General features: G+C 66.8%; 6 protein-coding genes and 1 pseudogene. 6 read left to right on the top strand and 1 reads right to left on the bottom strand.

The genetic code is table 11. The features are described from left to right. A partial coding sequence (locus ACFOJE_RS12335; RefSeq protein WP_377814653.1) for a c-type cytochrome occupies positions 1-297 on the bottom strand: 297 nt, incomplete at its 3' end. A 331-nt stretch (positions 298-628) separates the two neighbouring features. Here ACFOJE_RS12335 and ACFOJE_RS12340 point away from each other — a divergent pair. From ACFOJE_RS12340 to ACFOJE_RS12365, 6 genes and pseudogenes are all read left to right on the top strand, one after another. After that, positions 629-1,405 carry a CbbQ/NirQ/NorQ/GpvN family protein gene (locus ACFOJE_RS12340; protein WP_377814654.1) on the top strand — a complete coding sequence of 259 codons (777 nt, stop codon included), beginning with the start codon at positions 629-631 and terminating at the stop codon, positions 1,403-1,405. Continuing rightward, positions 1,389-1,985, top strand: a complete 597-nt coding sequence (locus tag ACFOJE_RS12345) for a cytochrome c oxidase subunit 3 (RefSeq protein ID WP_377814655.1) — start codon at positions 1,389-1,391, stop codon at positions 1,983-1,985. The genes ACFOJE_RS12340 and ACFOJE_RS12345 overlap by 17 nt, the downstream gene beginning before the upstream one ends. Before the next feature lie 10 nt (positions 1,986-1,995). Continuing rightward, positions 1,996-2,241 (top strand): cytochrome C oxidase subunit IV family protein, encoded by a 246-nt coding sequence (locus ACFOJE_RS12350; protein ID WP_377814656.1) that lies wholly within the window; start codon positions 1,996-1,998, stop codon positions 2,239-2,241. A gap of 303 nt (positions 2,242-2,544) precedes the next feature. Then, a complete protein-coding gene (locus ACFOJE_RS12355) occupies positions 2,545-2,985 on the top strand; it encodes a c-type cytochrome (RefSeq protein ID WP_377814657.1) in 441 nt (146 codons plus the stop codon). Between the two features lie 3 nt (positions 2,986-2,988). After that, entirely contained in the window at positions 2,989-4,407 is a 1,419-nt protein-coding gene (locus tag ACFOJE_RS12360) for a cbb3-type cytochrome c oxidase subunit I (RefSeq protein ID WP_377814658.1), read from the top strand. A gap of 78 nt (positions 4,408-4,485) precedes the next feature. Then, a pseudogene (locus ACFOJE_RS12365) lies at positions 4,486-4,752 on the top strand (nitric oxide reductase activation protein NorD); the annotation flags it as partial.

Raw genomic sequence — 4,752 nt, forward strand, 5'->3', positions numbered from 1 at the left:
GACCCACTCGGCGAGGGTCTTGGCTTCGTCTGCGGTCACGGCATTTGGCGGCATCGGGATCGGGCCCCACTTGCCCTGGCTGCCCTTGGTGATGCTGTTGACCAGAGTGGGCACGGCATCGGCCTGGCCGGCGTACTTGGCGGCAACGTCCTTGTAGGCCGGGCCGACCAGCTTGGTATCGATGGAGTGGCAGGCCGCGCAGCCCTTGCTCTTGAACAGCTCTTCCCCGGTCTGGGCCATGGCCGACAGGGAGAGCGCGCCGCTGAGGGCGAGCAATGGAACCAGGATTTTCTTCATGTGTTACTTCCTCAGGCTAGCGGGCAGAACCTTCCGGTTTGCCCGATTGTCCCGGTAACCGGTACCGGGCGTCATAAACTTAGGGTTCGCCGGTTGGATAACCCTTTTACATTGCAGACGGTTTTCCGGGGATTTTCAATGCCACCACCCGGCCGTTTCGTTTGCACGCATCCTATGCGAGGTGGATCGCCCGAGCGCTTGATCATTATCAAGCAATGCTCCGGATCGGCTTGAGTCAGGCCGGCTGTCGCCGTTAGCTTGGGTCAAGACCAACCAGAGCAGTGGGGTATTACCAGTGACTGCGTTAGAGAGTCCGCGCGGACTGCCCGCCATGGACGCGCCGTTTTACCAGGCCCAGGGCAACGAGGTGAGCCTCTTCGAGCAGGCCTGGAGCCACGGCATGCCGGTGCTGATCAAGGGGCCGACCGGCTGCGGCAAGACCCGCTTCGTCCAGCACATGGCCCATCGTCTGAAGCTGCCGCTGTACACCGTGGCCTGTCACGACGACCTGTCCGCCGCCGACCTGGTCGGCCGCCATCTGATCGGCGCCGACGGCACCTGGTGGCAGGACGGCCCGCTGACCCGCGCGGTGCGCGAAGGCGGCATCTGTTACCTGGACGAAGTGGTGGAGGCGCGCCAGGACACCGCCGTGGTGCTGCACCCGCTGGCCGACGACCGCCGCGAGCTGTTCATCGAGCGTACCGGCGAGGCCCTGCGGGCGCCGCCGGGGTTCATGCTGGTGGTGTCCTACAACCCCGGCTACCAGAATCTGCTCAAGGGCATGAAGCCCAGTACCCGCCAGCGCTTCGTCGCCCTGCGCTTCGACTACCCGGCGGCGAGCGAGGAGGAGCGCATCGTCGCCAACGAGGCGCAGGTGGAGGCGTCCCTGGCCGCCCGGGTGGTCAAGCTCGGCCAGGCCCTGCGCCGGCTGGACCAGCACGACCTGGAGGAGGTGGCCTCCACGCGCCTGCTGATCTTCGCCGCACGGATGATCCGCGCCGGCATGAGCCCGCGCGAAGCCTGCCTGGCCTGTCTCGCCGAGCCGCTGTCGGACGATCGGCAGACCGTCGCCGCGCTCATGGAAGTGGTCGATGTCCACTTCGGTTGAAGGCCGGGCCGTGCCCGCCGGCCCATCCCGGCGCCTGCCGGGCGACATGGCCATGTGGTTTTTCATCCTGGCCGAGCTCTCGGTCTTCGGCGTGCTGATCCTGACCTTCGCCGTGACCCAGATGCTGCACCCGGAGCCGTTCCGGGAGAGCCGCCGGGTGCTGGACGGCTCCATCGGGCTGGCCCTGACCCTGAGCCTGCTGACCGCCGGCCTGCTCGCCGCCCTGGCGGTGGAGCGGGTGCGCCGTGGCCGGCCGCGCCAGGCCGCCTGGCTGCTGCTGGCCGGCCTGCTCTCGGCCGGCGTCTACGTGGCGCTCAAGCTCGGCGAGTACGGCCATCTGCTCGGCCTCGGCCTGGACATGGAGGCCGGCACCTTCTTCACCCTGTACTGGATCCTCACCGGCTTCCACTTCCTCCATGTGCTGCTGGGCATGGCCATCCTCGCCTGGATGGCCGGCCGCTGCCGGCGCCGGGCCTACCGGCCGGACAGCTGCAGCGGCCTGGAGTCCGGCGTGCTCTACTGGCACATGGTCGATCTGGTCTGGGTGCTGCTGTTCCCGCTGGTCTACGTACTGAACTGAGGGGGGCGCCATGTCCGCATCGAAAGTGCTGTTCGGCTGCTGGTTGGGGCTGGCCGCGTTCTCCGTCGCCACGGTGAGCCTGGGCCATGCCGGCGGGGCCCGTGCGCTCGGCCTGCTGGTCCTGCTGCTGGCCCTGGGCAAGGCCTGGCTGATCGCCGACGGCTTCATGGAGCTGCGCCATGCGCCGCGTCTGTGGCGCGGCCTGCTGCTGGGCTGGCCGCTGGCGATGACCGCGGGGATCTGGCTGACGCTGTAGACCCTGCGGACGGCCGGGTCCGGCGCCGCTCCACCCTTCACCTGCCGCCATCCCCCGGCGCGGCCGGTTGCCCGGCCGATCCCAGGGCGGCCGCGTTACACCTGCTTCCAAAGCACGACCTGGCTCCGCGCGTTCTCGCGGCCGCATGGCTGGCGGCCGAGCCCTCGCCGGGGCCGCTCCGGCGGCGCCGACCGTGCGCTCCTAATTCCCGACCAAAACAATCAGGAACTCTTGATTGCCATCAAGCAGATCCGCCTGGGTCGCTTCCTAGAATGGTCACGCACAGCCAAACAGGAGGCGCCCATGTCCGAGACCTTTACCAAGGGGATGGCCAGGAATATCTACTTCGGGGGAAGCGTGTTCTTCATCCTGATATTCCTGGCCCTGGCCTATCACACCGAACAGACCTTACCCAAGCGCACCAACGAGGCCGCGATGAGCGAGTCGGTGGTGCGCGGCAAGCTGGTCTGGGAACAGAACAACTGCATCGGCTGCCACACCCTGCTCGGCGAGGGCGCCTACTTCGCGCCGGAGCTGGGCAACGTGTACGAGCGGCGCGGCGGCGAGCAGTCCTTCAAACCGTTCCTGCACGCCTGGATGAAGGCCCAGCCCACCGGAGCGGCGGGGCGCCGGCAGATGCCGCAGTTCAATCTGACCGAGCAGGAAGTTGACGACATGGCCGAGTTCCTCAAGTGGACCTCGAAGATCGACAACTTCAACTGGCCGCCGAACAAGGAGGGCTGAGCCATGAGTGTTACGAACCCGCATCTGAAATTCGCATCCCAGGCCGTGGCCAAACCCTACTTCGTGTTCGCCCTGATGCTGTTCGTCGGGCAGATCCTGTTCGGCCTGATCATGGGGCTGCAGTACGTGGTGGGCGACTTCCTGTTCCCGCTGATCCCGTTCAACGTGGCGCGGATGGTGCACACCAACCTGCTCATCGTCTGGATCCTGTTCGGCTTCATGGGCGCGGCCTACTACCTGATCCCGGAAGAGGCCGACCGCGAGCTGCACAGCCCGAAGCTGGCGATGATCCTGTTCTGGGTGTTCGCCGCCGCCGGCGTGCTGACCATCCTCGGCTACCTCTTCGTGCCCTACGCGGGCCTGGCGAAGATGACCGGCAACGAACTGCTGCCGACCATGGGCCGGGAGTTTCTCGAGCAGCCGACCATCACCAAGATGGGCATCGTGGTGGTCGCCCTGGGCTTCCTCTACAACATCGGCATGACCATGCTGAAGGGCCGCAAGACCACCATCAGCCTGGTGATGATGACCGGTCTGATCGGCCTGGCGGTGATGTTCCTGTTCTCCTTCGTCAACCCGGCCAACCTCGCCCGCGACAAGTTCTACTGGTGGTGGGTGGTGCATCTCTGGGTGGAAGGCGTGTGGGAGCTGATCATGGGCTCGATGCTGGCCTTCGTCCTGATCAAGATCACCGGCGTGGACCGCGAGGTCATCGAGAAGTGGCTCTACGTGATCATCGCCATGGCCCTGATCACCGGCATCCTCGGCACCGGCCACCACTACTTCTGGATCGGCGCCCCGGGCGTCTGGCTGTGGCTCGGCTCGGTGTTTTCCGCCATGGAACCGCTGCCGTTCTTCGCCATGGTGCTGTTCGCCTTCAACATGGTGAACCGACGCCGCCGGCAGCACCCGAACCGCGCCGCCGCCACCTGGGCGCTGGGTACCACCGTGACCGCCTTCCTCGGCGCCGGCGTGTGGGGCTTCCTGCACACCCTGGCTCCGGTCAACTACTACACCCACGGCACCCAGCTCACCGCGGCCCACGGCCACCTGGCGTTCTACGGCGCCTACGCGATGATCGTCATGACCCTGATCTCCTACGCCATGCCGCGCCTGCGCGGAATCGGCGAGGCCGCCGACGAGCGGGCGCAGACCATCGAGATCTGGGGCTTCTGGCTGATGACCATTTCCATGCTGCTGATCACCCTGCTGCTGACCGCCGCCGGCGTGGTGCAGGTCTGGCTGCAGCGCCTGCCGGCCGACGGCGCCGCCATGTCGTTCATGAACACCATGAACCAACTGGCCGTGTTCTTCTGGCTGCGCCTGGTCGCCGGCGTGTTCTTCGCCATCGGCCTGTGCTGCTACCTGTCCAGCTTCCGCCAGCGCGGACGGGTAGCGGTGAGCGAGGCCGCCCCGGCATGACAACGACTCACATCCACGGTAAGTGAGGCTTTCGGCCCGGCTGGTACAGCGGGCCTTTTTTTATCGAGGGGAAAGTTCATGGCCTTCAGCGTCGAAGTCGAAGAGTGGGTCGGCAGCCTCTGGCACCGCTTCATCACCCGCCGGGCCAGCCCGGACTTTCCCGAGGCCCGGGTCGAGCTGGCCGACGTGCAGCGGACTCTGGGCCTGCTGTTCCGCGCCATGGGCGGCGGTCCCGGCGTCGGCGTGGCCGCTGCCGCCGGGCGCGATCTGCTGTTGCGGCGCAATCTGCTGCAGCAGGTGGCCGGCACCTGCCGGCAGCTGCCGGTGGCCTGGTCCGATGCCAGC

Origin of the sequence: Azotobacter bryophylli (assembly GCF_042643485.1) — a bacterium.
GTDB lineage: Bacteria > Pseudomonadota > Gammaproteobacteria > Pseudomonadales > Pseudomonadaceae > Azotobacter > Azotobacter bryophylli.